Here is a 16,849-nt window from a genome sequence, read left to right as displayed (position 1 = left end):
CCCCGGTTTCCGCGCTCTAGCGTCAAGGTCTACCCGTCGAGTAAGGACCTCATGCGTTTTATCAAACTTGCCGTCACCACCTACGGACACGACCGCTCCCGGCCGATCATCGGCGCCGACGATGTCTGGATCAACCTCGACCAGGTCGTCTCGATCGAGGAACAGCTCGACAGCAACACCTTCGCGGACGCTGTGCGAGAGCGGATCGCGGCAGAAGAGCACTATCCCTGCGTGGAGCTGACCACCTCGAACGGGAGCACACACCTGGTGTCACTCGGCGTGTACCCTGACCAAGCCAGCGGCTTCGCCGCCCTCACCCGTTTCATACCCCTGCTCCTGGGCGGCAGCGATGATGACGCCCAGCTCGCAGGGATCCGGGTAGAGATGCCGGCGGGGTCGGACAGGGGGATTGTCCCTTAGGTGGCTCTTCGAAATCACGGGTGTAGTCGGGGTAGGAATCCGCCAGCTTCAAGGAGCGAGCGGGCTGTGTAGTGCGTCAGATTTCGGAAGGGTAATTGCATGCCATCAATGTGCGCTCATCGTTAGTATTCGACAACGTTCGCACAGTGCCTTAGTATTCTGCCAAATCTACGCGCTAACTCAGTTCGATCAGATGCTTCAACCGCGCAACAAACTCTCGTCGTACCTCGCTGCGGTCGTAGATGCCGCGAGATGGCTTGAACTCGCCAGCGAGGAAACGATTTAGGTAGTAACTCCCACTGCCCAGGAAGCTCCAGCCTCCGGATGTATCAATGGCAATATTCAAGTCTGTAGACGAGTCGTCCCCGCACCATCCCACATGAACTTCCCAGACTTTTGGCTTTAGATCCATAAGCCGCCGGGCGAACCAGCTCTTGGGTGTCTGAGGAGCTTGTGGCTCATGGTAGTTCCGTCGATACGGCAACTTTGAGGCTTCTCCTGCAAACTCTTTTGAGAATTCGTCAATCCAACCCTTAAGCAGCAACCAATGAGCTTCCGCTGAGACGATGGCCTCCTGCGTCTGGCTAACCTCGTCGTTCAACCTGGCTCGCGCCTCGTCCCCGATGCTCATGCGCGCAACCATAACAGAAGCAGGTCGGCGACGCTCACGTTGAGGTTCAGGCGGCCTGGGGCATCTCCCAGCGAATCGTCGTCGCCTACCGGACCGCCGACATCCTGGCGTTCTTCGACAGACCGGGGTCCTCGAACGGGTCGACCGAGGCCATCAAGGATGACTCGAGCAACTCCGCGGCACAGACTTGGGCTTCCGAAATCTGACGCACTACATAGCCCGTTCGCTCCTCGAAGCCGGCGGATTCCTACCCCGACTACACCCGTGATTTCGAAGAGCCCCTTAAGTGGTGTTTCCGGCCTGACACGTGGGACATAGGTCTGGCGGGAAGGGTGCCATGATGACGATCAGGTCGTCTCGATCGAGGAACAACTCGACAGCAACACCTTCGCGGACGCCGTGCGATAAGGAATCGCGCCGGAAGAGCACTACCCGTGTGTGGAGCTGACCACCTCGAACGGGAGCGCACACCTGGTGTCGCTCGGCGTGTACCCAGACCAGGACAGCGGCTTCGCTGCCCTCACCCGATTCAGGCCCGTGCTCCTCGGTGGCGGTAGCGATGACGCACGGCTTGCAAAGATCCTCGGCGACACACCATCTGTCAGGGCTTCCAGACCGTAGGCGAAGTGGGCGCGGTTCTTGGTCACTTTGCGCAGGTGGAAGTTCAGCGACTCCGTGGTGTTGGTGGTGTAGATCACTCTGCGCAGTTCGGGTGGGAAGGCGAGGCACGGGGTGAAGCATCCCCCCAGGCGACGGTGCACGACGCGGTCTGCACCGTCGCTTGGGGCCACGTCGTCTCGATGACTTCGGGCAACCTGGTGCGGCCGTCGCACCACACCAAGTCACCGGCATCTGCCGGTGTCTACGCCCGCAGTTCACTTTGTACCTTTTATTTTGCGGCGAGTTGCATAGCTAGAGATCGATTCGCGACGAGTCGAGGAGAGAGACAGGCGGGATCACCAGATCGCTCTGGTGGCTCAACATGTTTGCGCGCTGGCCGGGCCGGATCGGCCGGCTTCTCAGCCGCTCGTCGCCCCGCGTTCGGCTTCGCTGCGAGTCTTCTCGTACAGCCCCATCGCAACCAGCACGTTGACGATCGAGGCGAAATCGCTCTTCTGCAGCAGCGTTTTCATGGCGTTGCTGTGACCTGCGGCGGAAGCGTAAATGACGTCCTCGAGTTGGGCAACAATCGTGGGGGAGGTCTCGAAGTCGATTGGGGTGTTCGCCATTGCTTCGGCTTGGATCTTCGGGTTATCCACGACATGGCGAAGGATTGTCTCGGCCGCGCTGACGCCGTTGATTTCGTCGACATCGGTGCCGGCGAACAGACTGTTGATCTTGTTGATAACGTCCTGCAGCAACCCGTACTTCGCCTCGCGCGGCTGCGCGGAACCGGCATCCGTGATGCCCGCAAGCTCCCCGGTACCGCCGGAGGTGAGCCCCAAATTCTGGGCGTCGAGCTTGCGCATCCGGTAGTGGGTGAGCACGATGTCATCGGTGTTAATCGCGGCGGGGTCGGTGTCCTGGCGTTCGATGACCCGACGGTAGACGCGGAGGAAGATTGCCCACCTCTCGATGTCGGTGTCTCCGTAGTCCATGATCTGCGACAGGAAGTCGTACGCGCGAACGAATGCGAACACGGTGCCGCGGAACTCTTCGAGCCGGCCCTTATCCAGGTCATCGGAGGTGTCGATGGCGTCGTTCCAGCGGGTCCAGAACACGTCGCGGGATGTCTTGATGTGCGAATACAGGCTGTTGTGGCTGGACTTGGTGAGCCACGCATCCACGACCGACTCCACATCCTGCGGGTCGATGATCTTCATGCCGCGGAGCTTGCTGAGCATGGAATGGATGATGTTCGGATTCGACGGCTGCGTCAGCTCGGCGTCTTCGTAGTAGGTCTGGAACGCGGCGAGGATCTCGTTCGGGTCGTTGACGAAGTCGATGACATAGGTATTTTCCTTGCCAGGGATCACCCGGTTCAGACGTGAAAGAGTCTGCACTGCGGTGATGCCGGACAGTTTCTTGTCGACGTACATTCCCGCCAGGAGCGGTTGGTCGAACCCTGTCTGGAACTTGTTGGCGACGATCATTACCTGGAACTCGTCACCCTTGAACGCTGCATCCAGGGAACGACCCTTGAGTGCGGGGTTCATCGAGGTTTCGGTGAACTCGTCCGGCCCGGATTCCGGATCAAGTACGGAGCCGGAGAAGGCGACAAGAGTGCCGAGCTGGCCGTCGAGTTTGTTCTCTTTCAAGTACAAATCGATAGCAACCTTGTACCGCACCGCTTCCTTTCGGGACCCGGTGACGACCATGGCTTTGGCCCGGCCGCCGAGCTCGCTGCGCACATTCGCGCGGAAGTGCTCGACGATGATCGCGACCTTCTGGGCAATGTTCGTGGGGTGTAGTCGCACCCATCGCATAACCTCGCTACCTGCCTTGGCCGTATCGATCTCGACATCCAGCCCGGTGGCCTTGTCGGTGTGGGCGAGGTTGAAGGCGAGGTCGTAGGGCAGGTAGTTCTTCAGTACGTCGAGGATGAAGCCTTCCTCGATGGCCTGCTTCATCGAATACAGGTCGAACGCCTGCTTCACGCCGGCGCCATCTTTGCGGCCGAACAGCTCGACCGTTTTGCCCTTCGGGGTGGCGGTGAAAGCGAAGAACGAGATCGTGCCAACCCCGACCTTTCGGGCCATCACATCGGCAAGCACATCCTCCGCGTCGATGGTCGTCTCCCCGTCGCTGGTGTCCTTAACGCCAGCGGTAAGTACCTGCTTGAGGGATGCTGCCGCCTCCCCGCTCTGGGAGGAATGGGCCTCGTCGGCGATGACGGCGTACCGGCGTCCGGCGAGGCCCGTGTTCTTCTCGATGGTCTCCAGCGCGTGTGGGAAGGTCTGCAGGGTCACACCGATGATCTGTTTACCAGCGAGCAGTGCCTCAGCGAGCTGCGCAGACTTCGATGCATCACCGCCGCGGGTGATGGGTTGGAACACCCCCGGAGTGGTTTCGAGCTGCTCGACTGCCCGTTGCAGTTGTCCGTCGAGGACCTGGCGGTCCGAGATTACAATGACCCCGTCGAACACCTTTGTGCCGTCGGGATTGTGAAGCTGAGCCATCCGGTGCGCCGTCCATGCAATGGAGTCCGTCTTGCCGGACCCGGCTGAATGCTGGATCAGGTAATTCTTGCCGGGGCCTTCCTCCAGCACCTTCTCCTCGAGCTTCGATACGGCCCGCCACTGGTGGTAGCGCGGGAAGCGCAGGTCTTTGGCGTACGTCTTCTTCCCATCTATCGGGTCGGTCTTCTCCTCAAACCGGTAGTGCAGGAACCGTCCAATCAGATCCAGCCAGGTGCCGCGCTCCAGGATCTCCTCCCAGAAGTACGCGGTGGGGCTGGTGCCCGGGATGGCAGAGTTGCCGCCACCGTTGTTCTTGCCTCGGTTGAACGGCAGAAACCTCGTGTTTGGGCCTTCGAGTTTGGTGGTCATGTGCACTTCTTCGTTGGTTACAACGAAATGCACCAGCGCGCCACGGCCGAAGGTCAGCAGCGGCTCGCCTGTTGGTTTGCGATCCTGCGCGTACTGCTTGAGCCCCGTAGCCAGGTTCTGGGTGAGGTCGGTCTTCAGCTCGATCGTGGAGACGGGGATGCCGTTGACGAACAGCACCAGATCGATCCGGTTCGCGTTCTTCGTCGAATACACGACCTGTCGCATGACCCGCAGCCGGTGCGCCGCAAACTTTTTGACCGTCTTCGCATTCAGTGAGGTTGCCGGTCGCGTCTGGGACATAGAGAACTTCGCGTTCAACACCCCAATCGAGGTCTTGAGCACATTGAGGGTGCCGCCGGCATTCATCGTGTCGATAGTCTGTACCGCTACGATCTGGTCGAGGATCTGCTTGCGCCCCAGCTCACGGGATCCCTCACTCGCGCCCGGCTTCACCAGCTTCTCGAGCTGCTCAGGCTGCGTCGCCTCTAACCACTCGAACACATCGGCCGGGAACAACGCCCGCTGCCGGTCGTACCCGTTCGCATTTGGTGAAAACTCCCACCCATGCGCCGCGAGGTACTCACACAGCTCGATCTCGAACGTATCCTCATGCTGAATTTCCACAGTGTCTATCCTTCGGTCATGAAGCCGCGAGAAACCATCACGCCGCGCTGGGAACGTCGATCTTGCCTGTCACTGCCGCCGAAATCAGCGCAGCTCGCCGTTCACGGGAAAGCATCATGGCCTGACGCGCATCGACGATAGCCGCGTCGAGCTCACCTATCTCGGCATCGAGATCGTGCACGCAAAGCGCCTGAAAATTCTCATCCCCATAGGGGACTCGGATTTGGGAGATGGTGTTTTGGTTTAGTCCACTCACCGTCGATCCAACGGACCAGCGCTCGAGCTGACCGTGCGCGCCCACGGACTGAAAGAACCACCACAGGTAGCGTGGATTCGTCCACCTGTCAGGGCGAATAAGCATCGAGTCTGAACCGCAAATTGCGCCGGCGTGCGTTTCATCGATCAGTGCCGACTTGTCCACTTCGCCCTTGCGTCCAAGGACGATGTCACCAACCACGAACGCGAATCGCGACAGCACGGCCGCGGTTTCAGGCGTCACGCTGACGTCATTGTCGACTTCGATTCGACCCTGCTGGATGTGTGTAGGATTCAACACCGGTGTCCCTCCCGACACATACTCGGTTGCCGAAAGCTGCGTACCAAATGGCCCTGTCTGCGCAATTGCGATTGTGTTTCGCAACGGCTTACGATCGACAGCTCGATCAAACACGCTCTCGATCGTCCCGGCACGCCGCTCGGCGAGCAACCCGATGAGCTCCACCTGATCCGCGATGAACGCGTCGATCTGCGCTGTCTCCCGGTCCAGGAAAGTGGCGATCCGAACCTGATCTTCGGGTGGTGGCAGGCGAACGATCATCGCTTTATAGCGGCTGGCGCTGAAGTTCTCAATCGTCGACCCGATCGCCCCCGCTCGAATCTGTGCCCAATACTCAGCGGACTGGGTCCAGTAGCCCAAAAAGCGGGGTAGAACCTTTGAGATGTCCGGTCGGACCCTAACCAGGTAACCCGCGAAGCAGGATGGCTCCTCCGACTCGTGAAGATACGCTGTCCCGACCGTCGCTCCGACGGCCGCGAGAAGTAGATCGTTTTTCATCACGGCTGCCTTCGAAGATACCTCTGGCGGTAGCGTCTCCCGCTTCGTGGGATCGAGGCTGAATAGCGTGGAGAAATCCGTGATCCGGATGTATCTCGGCCACTCAGGCGACCCGGCTGAAGCCGCTTCGCCTAGCCCATTCGCGATTGGAATCGTACTCAGATGGCGGAGTTGAGTGTCGTGCAGTGCGATATCGTTCACGCTTTCACTACTTCGAGCCGGGCTCTTATTCGGCCGAGCACGGCTTCGAGGTCCGCGTCGATCTCGGCGAGTGACCGTGGCGGCACGTACTGGTAGAAGTGGCGGGTGAAGGGGATCTCGCACCCTTCCTTGGTCTTGGATTCGTCGATCCAAGCGTCTGGTGCGAATGGCGTCACTTCGCGATCGAAGTAGGTGTGGATGTCTTCGCTCCAAGGCACGTTCGCGGTGTCGCGAAGGGTCGGGTCAGGTTCCGGCTTCTTCCGGGCGTCCAGAGTCACGGGTGCAGTCTCGTCGCGTTCGGATAGTGCCGCAAGGAGTGCCTTTAGTTGCGGTGCGGTGACGGTGATCCCGCCGGCGGCAAGCCTTGCGGTGAGTTGGGTGCGGAACGCAGGGGCATCCGCTGTCGGCTCTATGGAGTGAGCGGTCGTGTGGGCAGCGAACGCGGTGAAGTCGATAGCCGCGAGGGCCTTCACTTCGCTCGCGATCGCCACACGCTCGGGGGTGAGAGCCCAGTTCAGGCGCAGAGGGCGTTCCACGGTGATGGTGCGGTAGAAGAAGTCCTCTTTGGCAAAGGTCTTCGACCGCGCGTCATCCGTTTCGTTCTCGTAGAGATTCACCAAGGCGGCAATGTCATCGGACCCGAGCTCGCTGCGCTTGGAACCGAGGCCCTTGCGCATCTTGCGAAACAGCTTCGATCCGTCGATCAGCTGCACTTTACCGACCCGGTCGGCGCTCTTATGGGTGGAGAGCACCCAGATGTAGGTGGCTATGCCGGTGTTGTAGAACATGTCCGTGGGCAGGGCGACGATCGCCTCGAGCAGATCACGGTCGAGGACCCACTTGCGGATGTTTGATTCCCCGGAGCCGGCGCCGCCGGTGAACAGCGGGCTGCCGTTGAGCACGATCGCGGCACGGCCACCGCCATCCTCCTTTGTGCGCATCTTGGAGATTAGGTGCATCAGGAATAGCATCGACCCGTCCGAGACGCGGGGCAGCCCCGCACCGAACCGCCCGGCGTAGCCGTGCTGTGTGTGCTCCGCGGTGACCGCCTTCTGCTGCTTCTTCCAGTCGACTCCAAAAGGAGGGTTCGATAGCCCGTAGCTGAAAGTGGCGCCTTTGTGCCCATCGTTGATGAGGGTATCGCCAAAATAGATTGCATCGACCGACTGGCCCTTGACGGTCATATCGGCCTTGCAGATGGCGTAAGACTGCGGGTTGATCTCCTGCCCGGCCAACGTGAGGGTCGCCGTCGGGTTCGCAGAGCGGATGTGGTCTTCGGCGACGGAGAGCATCCCGCCAGTGCCGGCGGTGGGGTCATAGACGGAACGGACCACGTTGGCTTTGGAGAGGGTGTCGGATTCGGGGGCGAGGAGAATATCGACCATCAGCTCGATCACATCGCGGGGCGTGAAGTGCTCACCGGCGGTTTCATTAGAGGCTTCCGCGAACTTGCGGATCAGCTCCTCGAAGATGTGCCCCATTTCCTCGTTCGGTACCGTCTCCGGCGACAGGTCGACCGCAGCAAACTTCTGGGTCACTAAAAACAGCAGGCCGTGCTCGTCGAGCTCGGCAATGCGCTCGGAGATCTTGTACTTGTCGAAGATGTCCTTGACGTTCTCGGAGAAACCGGTGACGTAGTCCAGGAGGTTTGCTGCAAGATCCCCGGAGTCGCCAAGGGCGGTCTTCAGGTCAAATTTTGATTCGTTCCAGAACGAGTACCCGTGGTTGGCTTTGGTGCGCAACAATGATGCACGCACGGGGATGCCGTCAGCTTCGGCCTGGTCGACGACGGCAAACACGGTCTGCTTAGTGGGTGCCAAGACTGCGTCGAGTCGGCGCAGCACAGTGAAGGGCAAGATGATGTCGCCATACTGGTGGGCCTTGAAGCTACCGCGAAGTAGATCCGCAATTGACCAGATGAATGTGGCGTGGTTATTGCTCAAAACGTGATGACCCCTCGTTGACGTATACGGGTGAGCTTATTAGCGTCGGGCGACATTGCCATATTCGCCGGGTGAGCATCGCGGCGCGCTCTTGTAACCCGTGGGCTGCGAGACATCGCGGCGAGACAGATCGATGATGCGAGATTGTGCAGCGCGACATGAGCCGCATCCCTTACGTGGACTGGGATGAGGTCACAGGTACCTGAAGGCAGCAGACGAGGCAGCGTGTCTCGCAACGTGTGTTTTTACTCGTGGATAGGATTCACGTAGGTAGGGACGGTTGCGAGACATCGGGAGGCGTAAGTGGCAAAGCTAATTGGGTACGCGAGGGTCTCCACCAAGAGCCAGGCAACGGATCGGCAACTCAGCGATTTGCTCGCTGCGGGTGTTCGCCGCGATGACGTCTACGTTGATCACGGTGTCAGTGGCGGGCGGGCACAGCGGCCAGGATTCGATGCAGCGCGGGATGCTCTGGAAGCGGGGGACACTCTGGTCGTCACGACGCTTGACCGCTTGGGCCGGTCGACATCGAACATGCTCGATCTAGCAGGAAGTCTGCGTACGCGTGGTGCGGCGCTTCGTGTGTTGAATCTGGGTGGGGGAGACGTGGATACGAGCACGCCGATGGGCGGCATGGTGTTCACGGTAATGGCGGCACTGGCGGAGATGGAACTCGCCATTAAACGTGAACGCATCGTGGACAGCGTCAGCAAGCGTCGGGCGGCGGGGAAAGATCTTGGCGGACGACGTCCGCGTTTCACCGAAAGCCAGATCCTGAACGCTCGTCGCTCGATCAACGCCGGAGAATCGGCCACGCAGGTTGCGCGGGATCTGAGTATGTCGCGTGCCACTTTGTATCGGCGCATCTCGGAGCTCCACGCAAAGTAGACGCAGCGACGCCCGGATACCGCGCCGGCAGTGCCCGTGCGTTTTCGTATCCGTGAAACTCGGACATCAGAAGGTGTCCTAGACAATCGGACTTCGGTTCGCCTGCCGGAGATCACCTCGCGAATGATGGTGACTTAGGCTGGCGGGATGAGCGAGTGGCAGGGATGCGGCAAAGTAGAGACCGTAAGCGACCGCACCACTTGGCCCGCGAAGGCTGGCCGTTTCGACCTGCTCACCCTCGGGTGTGCGCTGCTTACTTTCATGCTCACCGTCGAGCTCGTCCGCCAGTGGTTTTCAGCGAGCGTTGACACGCAGCCGTCATCCTCGGCCGTAGCGACCTACTGGGCGACCGCTGGGATTACGATCGCCATCCAAGTCGGACTGCTCGTACGGGCGCTCGTGCGGCGCCGCGGCGGCCTTGTGCTGATCTCGAGCGTGGCTGTGATCCTGACCGTGGGTGTGTCGTTGTTGGTGTCCGTTCCAGCGATCGATTGGCGTCCTGATCGTCCAGTGGCGACCGTCAATCCGGACTATCGACCCTGCTACAGCGGCAGTGGCGATTGCATCGGCGGCTGAGCGTCGCTGCCCATGCGTCTATGTCAGAAGAGACTGCTCGCGCTGATCCACGACACGTTGTAGGTAGCCGGTGTGTTGCAGACCGTGACGGGACTTTCCAGCGCGATGGTCCGCGATGCATCCCAATTGGGAGGACTCACGTAGGCCACATCGGCGACGGCGGTTTCACAGTCGTAGGCTCCAGCATTGGTGAAGTGGATGGTGCTGTAGGCAGACGCCCCAGGAGCAAGTTGCACCACCTCTGGCAGCCCGCTGTCTTCCGCGCGCTTGCCGACGACCGCCCCCGTAGCGCTGTCTGCGAGGTTGAAGATGGAAGGCGGTCCCTCGACGAGACAGGTGTCGCTGCTGGTGTTAGTAAACGTGATCTCGGAGTAGAACGAACCGGCTCCGCTGGCCATTGGCTGTGCGGCGATCGAGATGTTCAGGTTGTCCCCGTCACATTCAGCGAATCCGGCGGGCTCGGACACCGCCGAACCAGGCGGTTCTGGCGAAGGAGAAGCCGACGGGGAGGCCGAAGGGTGACCGGTACTAGTGGGCGAAGGGGTCGAAGTTGATGCCGCACCGCTCCCCTGGCCAGAGCAGCCAGTCAAGAAGAAGACGACGGTTAGTCCAGCGCAGAGCAGAGAAGCCTTATTCATTGATTTCCCCCGGTTGTCGTGGTGTCCATTGATGCATGACCACCGCTCCGCGACTGGGGATGACGAGGTCAAGAGATACGAGCAAATTGCAACTCTGGGACCGGATACGTGCCGCTCCCAGTCGCAGACGCTATCCACGACCACCGTAACGTGTCTCGGAACTGTGGTGGGCCATGTAACCCCTGGCTGGACGACGTTCAGAGACTCGAATTCGTGTCCCGTAAGACGCATGCGGGATTTCCTTACGGGCAGGGTAAACGCGACAGGCTTGCTCAGGCAGGCGGCTGCGCCCAGCCTTGGCGGGGCTATTCCCGTAGGAGGTCCGCCTTACGGGCAGCGACCGAGTCGCGTGCTTGTCCGTCCGTACGATACGGCCTTGTACGATCGAGCTGTGGAACTGCCCAAACTAATTCAGCGAATCGAGACGCGACGTCAAGAAGCAGCGCGACTGATTGTAGTTGGAGTATCCGGATACTGCGGTTCCGGGAAATCCACCCTCACTCGTCAGCTTGTTGCTCAACTCCCGGGTGCGGTGAGAATACGTGGAGACGATTTTCTCGACCCCGCACGATCTCACAAACGATCCGCTGACTGGGACGGTGTAGAGCGGCTACGCCTCGTCTCAGAAGTTCTGACACCGGTACGAGACGGTCGGCCGAGCATGTTCCGACGCTACGACTGGAGCAGCAGAAAACTTGGTGTGCCCGAACGGCTTCCCTACGCAGAAATCTTGGTCGTAGATCTGATTGGTCTGTTCCACCCTGACGCGTTTCCTTTAATTGATCTAGCGATCTGGTGTGACGTCGACCTGGAGACGTCGGCTCAACGAGGGATAAATCGGGACGCACGGATGGGCCGAAACCACGATGCCCTCTGGCACGACGTCTGGCTGCCGAATGAGCGCGACTTTGAGGATCAATTCGCTCCTCGAACGCTGGCGGACGTCGTTTACCCGACGTCCGGCTGACGGTTCCCGCTATGAGAAGAATCCGGTCGTCCTTCACCCGGAATGAGCTGACGATCTATCCAGTGATTACTGGAATCTTTCGCGTCGCTTGCTGGCATAGTGATGAGTGTGAATGAAACTCGGCGGTCGTATCTGTTGGCCGCTGGCGCTGCCGTCGAACTACTCGCTGAAGAGCGGACGGCGAAGGCGTGGGATCGTCCATCCGTCCTTGAGGGGATGAGTGTTGGCGTGTTGGCTGCGCACCTCGCTCGGAGCGTCCTCCAAGTTGGGTGGTTCCTCGACGGAGACGTCCTGGGCAAATCGTCGCCCGTAACTGCCTCCACTTACTACGCACGGTTGACAGACACGACCAGCCGATCGTCCGCTCTGAACCAGGGCGTCCAGACGCGAAGCGCTGAGACTGCAGCCAAGGGCGCTTCCCTCACGTCGGCTGAGACGCGGGAGGCGCTCGCTTTGCTTCGTCACCGCTTCGAAGTCGAGGGCGAGAATCGGCGGGTCGCTGTCGCGCACCGCCCCGGTGAGGAACTGCTGCTGGATGAATATCTGGCGACTCGTCTGGTCGAGTTGTCTGTGCACATCGAGGATCTCAGTTTGAGCGTAGGTTCGACGGCGGAGGCACCTCTGGCTGCGGTTACCCGCGCCGTCGACGTGCTCGTAGCGGCCGCGCGTGAACGTCATGGCGACAGGGCTGTTCTCCACGCACTCAGCCGCCGAGAACGAGATGAACGTTCCGCGCTTCGCGTCCTCTAGCCGTCCGACGGCACAGACTTCGCCGCCCGTTCAGGGGCGCCCGGACACCGCGTTCACGGTTGATGGGGACGGTCCCGTAGAGGGTTGGCGCATACGGACAGTCAGCTACGCGTCTAGCTCCGGACGTTCGTTGACGTGAAGGTCAGGGGCTTAGTCGTGGAGGACAACTTGGTAAAGGTTGTGGTCTTGCCATTCCCCGGCAATCTGCAAGTACCGTGGAGCCATACCAATCTGCCGGAAGCCCGCCTTCAGCAGCACCCGTTGCGAGCCAGCATTGTGCAGGAGAGTGCTCGCCTCTATGCGGTGCAGTCCAAGCACGTCACGCGCCGTTCCGACGATCACCTGAACGGCCGCAGACGCTAGTCCGCGGCCCGCGTAGGTGTTATCGACCCAGTAACCTAGCCCGGCGCTCTGGAAGGGGCCGCGCACGATCCCTGCCATGTTAAACCGGCCCACGAGGATATCGTCGGCAAACAAACCCAAGGGATACCCCTCGCCGGCTTTCTCCGCAACAAGGCGGCTGGCAATGTCCGAGGCTTGCCACGCCTCGGTGTAATACTCCTCAGGACGCACCGGTTCCCACGGAGAAAGGTACTCACGATTGCGCACATACGCAGCGGCAAGTGCTGGCGCATCACTCGAGCGAAGTATGCGCATGCTGACATTGTTACTAAGGTGACGAGGTTCAAACACCAGCTAACAGTACTCGCAGCCGATCCCACCTGTTGCCCGGTCAAGGTTCCCAACGGGCAAGCAACGAGAGTCCGCCGCGCGGGTGCCGCTTCAGTGCAGCAGCGAGACCACGGCGGACTCAGGCGATAAGATCGTTCGCTGCGCGTAGGAGCGCTTTCTAGCCTTTCGGCGGATTGGGGTCTTTTTTACCGATGGTGTTCTTGTCCCGAATCTGATTGTTGTCTTTTCGGTGAATATTTACTTCGCCACCGCCACTACTGTCGGCTAGACGGTTGGCATCTGCGATCGCGCTGCTTTGCGTTTCGGTGCGGGTCGATGCGCGCGTAGCCCCAGCTTTTTTGGTCTCCCAGTCGCCCTTGTCCTTGTCGTATTGCACGTGATAGTCAGCCATTTTTGTTCCTCTCATAGATACAGAAGAGACTAGACCTCGCGAGTCGCCCGATAGTTGGAAACGGAAAAGACTAGGTCCACGCGCGGCCCTAGGCTAGCGCCGTGGAAAACTTTTGACGACTGTCTTGGGCACCGGCGTCGGCATCATTGGCCGAATGAGCTAGATGCATCGCTCATTCATCTGGCGCCCATAGCAGGTTCCCCGCGCGGTCGAGCCCGGGGTGGTGTGCGCCGGAATTTCTTTAGAGCAGTCGGCTCCACGCCACTTCGCGTTGGAGCTGTCCTGTTTCAGTGAAGAGCCGCACCTGGTGCGTGGACTTGAGTGCGATCGCGAGTTCATTCCTGTCTGCCGAGTTGAATCCGACCTTTTGCCAGAACGGGCCGGAACGTCGGCTGAAGAGCCAGGCTCGAGTTGCTCCGGATTCGGCGGCTCGGTCAAGCGCGAAGCGCGCCAATCGGAGGCCCATACCGAGGCCTCGGAGTGCCGGATCGACGGCAACGCTGCGAATAAGAACGTGTTCGTTGTCGTCGCTGCGCTCGTAGCCCGTGCTGGCGACGATGCGTCCGGTTTCGGCGTCGCGTGCCTTCCACAGGCGCACCGTTGGGGAATCGAGTCCGCTTAGCGTCAAGTCAGCGACGCGGAGGAACGCGGTCACTTCGTCGAGATCCTGGGGCGTCGTTAGTGTCAGATCGAGCATTGCTCCACGATATCGCTCCCGCAGAACGCCTGCCGGTCAGCATTCTCCGGCTGGAACGTCCTCGCGAAGCACCCAGACCGAACGATTTAGGTACAGACCTTCAGAACCGCACCATGGCACGGGTTTTCCGCGACCCGTCCCGCAGAGGGTTCGGCATACGGAACGGGGCACGAGCGATCAATCTGTGATGCAAGGCGATGTGGCGGCACCTCGCCGGATAGGTCATGGTCGCGTATGTCGTCGGCGCACGACCCAGACAACGACGCCGCCGACGGAATTGATAAGTCCGATCCCCATCATGAGCGGTGGCACCGCAGAGCCTCCTTCAGGAATCCCGAGAACAAGGAACGCCCCAAAGATCACAAAGGTCACCAGACCACCAATTATGAATATTTCCGGCAGACGGTTGTTGCTGCTCGCGTTGTCGTTGTCGTTGTCGTTGTCGTTGTCGTTGTCGTTGTCGTTCAACACGTGACTGGCCCTCCCGATTCCACGGCGGTGCCAATGGCTTGGCCGGCACCGCTGCCGCTCTCCGCCGCAATATTCGCCCGAATAAAGAGCCTGCTAGTGAGCATGATGAAACATCACCAGAGCGATTGTGCTTGCTATTCCGAGGACCAACCCCACGCCAGCAATCACAAATCCCCAAGGGGCTTCGTTCAAGCCGACGACCAGTCCCACAAGGACGGCAGCAAGTCCCAACACGGCCAGCGTGATAAGGAAGCTCAACTTCGCGCGCCGCATGTCCGGTGTCTCAGCGTCTCTACCAGACACATTTTCCATAGGAAACTCCCATTCGAAGTGGGGCCGTGGAATCCTCAATACCGACGTGCTACCGCTCCAGAGTAGTCACCTTGGGGCTCTGTGCGGGTGACAACCTCCACCGAGTTAATGCGTCCCAATCAACTGGGCGCAGTGCATAACGTCGGTCGTACCGAGCGGTGCCTGCGGTCGCGAGCGTCCCGTAGGGGGTTCCTCTGCGGGCGATGACAGGCTGGGATGATGATCATGACTCTGCACTTCACCGTTCCCACCTGGCTCCGAGCCTGAGCCATTCGAGCGGCGAAACCAGATGTTCACCAACACTCGCTAGTGTCGCCACAGAACTGGTTTGGTACAACCGGGCCTGATTTGGGGGAAAAATGCTCGCCATTATTAAGTCGCGTAAATCATGGGCGGCGCTGTTTGTACTGACGTCGTCCGCCCTCGTTTTCCTCTCGGGTTGTGCGAACGCCACCCCTGGCCCAGCGGCCTCAAGCTCGACAGCCCCAGCGAGCTCGCTCGCGCTCACCCTCGACGTCGCGGGTCAAGAACAACTCGACTGGGAATGGGAGCGAGTGTTACGCGAATCGCCCGATGCGGTGCGACCGATGATCGACATCGTTCGCTTCGTTGACAACGATGACTGGGGAACGGCAAGGGAAAGCTGCATGCACGATTTGGGTTGGCCCGACGTGCGCGCCACTGCGGATGGCGGGCTGGAGTCCGGCATGATTCAAAACTCCCAGGCCGGAGCGCATGCTCTGGCCATGTACACGTGTAACGCGAAGTACCCGATGGATCCGAAGTACAACGTGCCGCTTACCGACGAGGGTCTCGGGGAGTTGTTTGATTACTTCACAGATGAGCTCCAGCCCTGCTTAGCGGCCGAAGGGTATGACACTCCGGCTGCTCCAAGCCGGGAGACGTTCATCGATACCTACGCCGAGACCGGTGGTTGGAACCTCTACGAGGGCGTAGCCGGAGGCGGACAGTCCGAATGGAATGCGATCAACAAGAAGTGCCCGCAACTCCCCGTCGACTTCAATGAGTGACACAGCAGCGGGTCGCTCACCGCGCTGGGCTCGCTGGGTCACCGGCCTGCTCGTCGCAGTCGGGGCTGGCGCCGGCGTGGGGTGGGCAGCGACGACAGCGCTGACACCCCCACGGGATGTTGTGGCCACAACCGCGTTCACCCTCGTCGAGGTTGTGCCCGGCGAGGTGGGGTCGAGCATCAACCTGAACACGGTGGCGCAGTGGACTCTGGTGCCCGCCGGATCAAACCAGGCAGTCGGCACCGTCACCTCCGTGAATGTCACCGCGGGCCAAAGCGTCGCGGTCGGGGCGACGCTCTACACCGTGAACCTGCGACCGGTCGTGATTGCCCAGGGCCAGGTGCCGGCGTTCCGTGCGCTGGCGCAAGACGCTGAAGGAGTGGATGTCACGCAGCTGCAGCAGGCACTCACCGACCTGGCGCTCTACACTGGCGCGGTCGATGGACAGTTCGGCCCCCGCACCACCACGGCGGTCAAGACGTGGCAGAAGTCTCTGGGCGTTCCCGCCGACGGCGTCGTGCAGCCGGGCGACATCATCTTTGTCCCGACGCTGCCGACCCAGGTAGCTCTCGATACCGAGATCGTCACGCGTGGGGCGCTCCTCACCGGCGGAGAAAACGTCGTGCGGGCGTTACCGGCCGCGCCCATCTTCACCGTACCGGTCAGCGAATCCCAGGCCGCGTTGATGCCCACGGGTACCCGGGTAGAAATCACCAGCATCGACGGCGGCATTTGGGAAGGGTTCGTGGCCGACCAGGCCGCTGATGAGACCGGACTGATTGTCATCACCCTCGTGGGCAAAGACGGCGCGGTCATCTGCGCCGATGCCTGCGCGAGCATCCCCGTCACGGGGCCGTCGCTGCTGTCATCACGGATCGTCACGGTGGAATCGATCGCCGGACTGATGGTCCCGAGTGCCGCGCTGCTCAGCGCGGCCGACGGCACCGCATCCGTCATCGACAACGCCGGCACGAGTCATCCCGTGACGGTGGTCACCAGCGCCCGCGGAATGTCGATCATTGACGGCGTCGCCGACGGCACCTCGGTGCGCATCCCGGCGACGGCCGACTAGCC

General features: G+C 60.7%; 16 protein-coding genes and 2 pseudogenes. 8 read left to right on the top strand and 10 right to left on the bottom strand.

Annotated features, from left to right (window positions below; all coding sequences use genetic code 11):
• Positions 1-51 precede the first annotated feature (51 nt).
• The gene (locus CXY73_RS07930) at positions 52-420 is read left to right on the top strand and encodes a hypothetical protein (protein WP_104177382.1); all 369 of its coding nucleotides are present in this window, start codon (positions 52-54) and stop codon (positions 418-420) included.
• A 175-nt stretch (positions 421-595) separates the two neighbouring features.
• On the opposite strand, the gene CXY73_RS07925 is transcribed toward CXY73_RS07930, so the two are convergent.
• The gene (locus CXY73_RS07925; RefSeq protein ID WP_146071687.1) at positions 596-1,051 is read right to left on the bottom strand and encodes a hypothetical protein; all 456 of its coding nucleotides are present in this window, start codon (positions 1,049-1,051) and stop codon (positions 596-598) included.
• Positions 1,052-1,080: 29 nt separating this feature from the next.
• On the opposite strand from CXY73_RS07925, the pseudogene CXY73_RS07920 reads away from it, so the two are divergent.
• Positions 1,081-1,319 (top strand): annotated as a pseudogene (locus CXY73_RS07920) (transposase); the annotation flags it as partial.
• 355 nt (positions 1,320-1,674) lie between these two features.
• Here the strand turns inward: CXY73_RS07920 and CXY73_RS22675 are convergent.
• From CXY73_RS22675 to CXY73_RS07900, 4 genes and pseudogenes are all read right to left on the bottom strand, one after another.
• Positions 1,675-1,892: pseudogene (locus CXY73_RS22675) on the bottom strand (transposase); the annotation flags it as partial.
• 178 nt (positions 1,893-2,070) lie between these two features.
• The gene (locus tag CXY73_RS07910) at positions 2,071-5,163 is read right to left on the bottom strand and encodes a type I restriction endonuclease subunit R (protein ID WP_104177379.1); all 3,093 of its coding nucleotides are present in this window, start codon (positions 5,161-5,163) and stop codon (positions 2,071-2,073) included.
• 37 nt (positions 5,164-5,200) lie between these two features.
• Entirely contained in the window at positions 5,201-6,217 is a 1,017-nt protein-coding gene (locus tag CXY73_RS07905) for a restriction endonuclease subunit S (RefSeq protein WP_146071686.1), read from the bottom strand.
• 197 nt (positions 6,218-6,414) lie between these two features.
• Positions 6,415-8,361 (bottom strand): class I SAM-dependent DNA methyltransferase, encoded by a 1,947-nt coding sequence (locus tag CXY73_RS07900; RefSeq protein WP_104177377.1) that lies wholly within the window; start codon positions 8,359-8,361, stop codon positions 6,415-6,417.
• Positions 8,362-8,664: 303 nt separating this feature from the next.
• Between CXY73_RS07900 and CXY73_RS07895 the strand changes: the two genes are divergently transcribed.
• Both CXY73_RS07895 and CXY73_RS07890 read left to right on the top strand, forming a co-directional pair.
• Positions 8,665-9,249, top strand: coding sequence for a recombinase family protein (locus CXY73_RS07895; protein ID WP_104177376.1), 585 nt, complete (start codon positions 8,665-8,667; stop codon positions 9,247-9,249).
• Between the two features lie 147 nt (positions 9,250-9,396).
• Positions 9,397-9,825, top strand: a complete 429-nt coding sequence (locus tag CXY73_RS07890; RefSeq protein ID WP_104177375.1) for a DUF6234 family protein — start codon at positions 9,397-9,399, stop codon at positions 9,823-9,825.
• Positions 9,826-9,848: 23 nt separating this feature from the next.
• Here CXY73_RS07890 and CXY73_RS21925 read toward each other — a convergent pair whose 3' ends face one another.
• Positions 9,849-10,292, bottom strand: a complete 444-nt coding sequence (locus CXY73_RS21925) for a DUF4232 domain-containing protein (RefSeq protein ID WP_158254064.1) — start codon at positions 10,290-10,292, stop codon at positions 9,849-9,851.
• Positions 10,293-10,494: 202 nt separating this feature from the next.
• Between CXY73_RS21925 and CXY73_RS07880 the strand changes: the two genes are divergently transcribed.
• Both CXY73_RS07880 and CXY73_RS07875 read left to right on the top strand, forming a co-directional pair.
• Positions 10,495-11,430, top strand: coding sequence for a uridine kinase (locus CXY73_RS07880; protein ID WP_369831227.1), 936 nt, complete (start codon positions 10,495-10,497; stop codon positions 11,428-11,430).
• A 102-nt stretch (positions 11,431-11,532) separates the two neighbouring features.
• Complete coding sequence (locus CXY73_RS07875; protein WP_104177373.1) at positions 11,533-12,180, top strand: maleylpyruvate isomerase N-terminal domain-containing protein; 648 nt, start codon at positions 11,533-11,535, stop codon at positions 12,178-12,180.
• Between the two features lie 150 nt (positions 12,181-12,330).
• Here the strand turns inward: CXY73_RS07875 and CXY73_RS07870 are convergent, their stop codons facing one another.
• From CXY73_RS07870 to CXY73_RS07855, 4 genes are all read right to left on the bottom strand, one after another.
• On the bottom strand, positions 12,331-12,837 hold the full coding sequence (locus tag CXY73_RS07870) for a GNAT family N-acetyltransferase (RefSeq protein ID WP_104177372.1): 507 nt from the start codon (positions 12,835-12,837) through the stop codon (positions 12,331-12,333).
• Between the two features lie 193 nt (positions 12,838-13,030).
• A complete protein-coding gene (locus CXY73_RS07865) occupies positions 13,031-13,264 on the bottom strand; it encodes a DUF2188 domain-containing protein (RefSeq protein ID WP_104177371.1) in 234 nt (77 codons plus the stop codon).
• A 241-nt stretch (positions 13,265-13,505) separates the two neighbouring features.
• A complete protein-coding gene (locus CXY73_RS07860; protein ID WP_104177370.1) occupies positions 13,506-13,961 on the bottom strand; it encodes a GNAT family N-acetyltransferase in 456 nt (151 codons plus the stop codon).
• 222 nt (positions 13,962-14,183) lie between these two features.
• Positions 14,184-14,432 (bottom strand): hypothetical protein, encoded by a 249-nt coding sequence (locus CXY73_RS07855; protein ID WP_104177369.1) that lies wholly within the window; start codon positions 14,430-14,432, stop codon positions 14,184-14,186.
• A gap of 671 nt (positions 14,433-15,103) precedes the next feature.
• On the opposite strand from CXY73_RS07855, the gene CXY73_RS07845 reads away from it, so the two are divergent.
• Both CXY73_RS07845 and CXY73_RS07840 read left to right on the top strand, forming a co-directional pair.
• Positions 15,104-15,775 (top strand): hypothetical protein, encoded by a 672-nt coding sequence (locus CXY73_RS07845; RefSeq protein ID WP_104177367.1) that lies wholly within the window; start codon positions 15,104-15,106, stop codon positions 15,773-15,775.
• Positions 15,768-16,847 carry a peptidoglycan-binding domain-containing protein gene (locus CXY73_RS07840; protein ID WP_104177366.1) on the top strand — a complete coding sequence of 360 codons (1,080 nt, stop codon included), beginning with the start codon at positions 15,768-15,770 and terminating at the stop codon, positions 16,845-16,847. The genes CXY73_RS07845 and CXY73_RS07840 overlap by 8 nt, the downstream gene beginning before the upstream one ends.
• Positions 16,848-16,849 lie beyond the last annotated feature (2 nt).

The sequence above is a fragment of the Cryobacterium sp. Y50 genome (genome assembly GCF_002929805.1).
In the GTDB taxonomy this organism is placed as follows: domain Bacteria; phylum Actinomycetota; class Actinomycetes; order Actinomycetales; family Microbacteriaceae; genus Cryobacterium.
Note: the sequence above shows the minus strand (reverse complement) of the source record. Positions and strands in the feature narration are given on the sequence as shown.